The sequence below is a fragment of the Conexibacter sp. CPCC 206217 genome (assembly GCF_030646165.1).
In the GTDB taxonomy this organism is placed as follows: Bacteria; Actinomycetota; Thermoleophilia; order Solirubrobacterales; family Solirubrobacteraceae; genus Conexibacter.
In genome coordinates this window covers 1-1,051 of sequence record NZ_JAUTDO010000025.1, presented here as the reverse complement: position 1 = coordinate 1,051, position 1,051 = coordinate 1, and the positions used below count along the sequence as shown (strand labels likewise).

Sequence of the window (1,051 nt, the reverse complement as noted above, 5' to 3'; positions counted from 1 at the left end):
TGTAAGTCCCAAGCAGGTTGTTTAGGCGGTTGGCTGGGGTTTGTCGGCCGATGGCTTGGTGTTGGCGGTGATGGTTGTAGTGGTGGAGCCAGCCGTCAAGGGCTGCGGTGCGTTCTTGGCTTGATGCGTAGATCGCGCCGTAGGCCCAGCCGTTGGTGAGGGTGCGGATGAAGCGTTCGGCTTTGCCGTTGGTCTGGGGCCGGTAGGGGCGGGTGCGGAGGTGGCGGATCCCGAGCGTGCGGCAGGTGATGGCGTGGATCGTTGAGCGGTAGGGCGAGCCGTTGTCGGTGATGAGCCGCTCGACGGTGATGCCGTGGCGTCGGTAGAACGCGACGGCGTGTTGGAGGAAGCCGGCGGCGGTGGTCGCTTTCTCGTCGGGAAGGACCTCGGCGTAGGCGAGGCGTGTGGCGTCGTCGATCGCGATGTGGACGGCTTCCCAGCCGCGGATGTTGCGCCGACGGCCCTCAGCGTCGGTGCGTGACGGGCGGCCGTTGCGGCCGTGTCTGCCGGTGATGCGCTTGCCGGCGCCGCCTTCGATGCGGCCGAGCTTCTTGACGTCGATGTGGATCAGCTCGCCTGGCCGCTGCCGTTCGTAGCGGACGGCTGGCTCCAAGCCGAGGCGTCCGAGCTTGCCCATCCTGTTGCGCTTGAGGATCGCGCTGATCGTCGAGCACGGCATGTCGAGCAGGTCCGCGAGCTCGGGTGCGGTGAACCGCAGCCGCCGCAACGACCGCAGCAGCTGCTCAACGCGCGGGTCGGTGCGGTTGTGGACATGCCTGGGCGCGCTGGAGCGATCACACAACCCAGCGTCCCCTTCAGCCCGATAGCGCGCGACCCATTTCGAGCACGTCCGGCCGCTCACTCCGGCCGCTGCCGCGGCCTCCGTGACCGACCGGTCGTGCTCGATCACCGCCGCGACCATGCGCCTGCGCCCATTCAGACTGAGCGCCGCGTTAGCGTGCAACCTCATCCGGTTTCTCCTTGGAGCTGGGGCCTCGAGAACCACCAGCCTCCAAGGAGGACCGGATGAACAACCTGCCTAGGAACTACA

1 protein-coding gene is annotated in these 1,051 nt (G+C 67.3%); it reads right to left on the bottom strand.

What is annotated here, in order from left to right; translation table 11 throughout:
* Window positions 1–970 (bottom strand): IS481 family transposase (locus Q7L65_RS27605; protein WP_304726690.1); only part of this gene is annotated, 970 nt, incomplete at its 3' end.
* Between the last annotated feature and the right edge of the window lie 81 nt (window positions 971–1,051).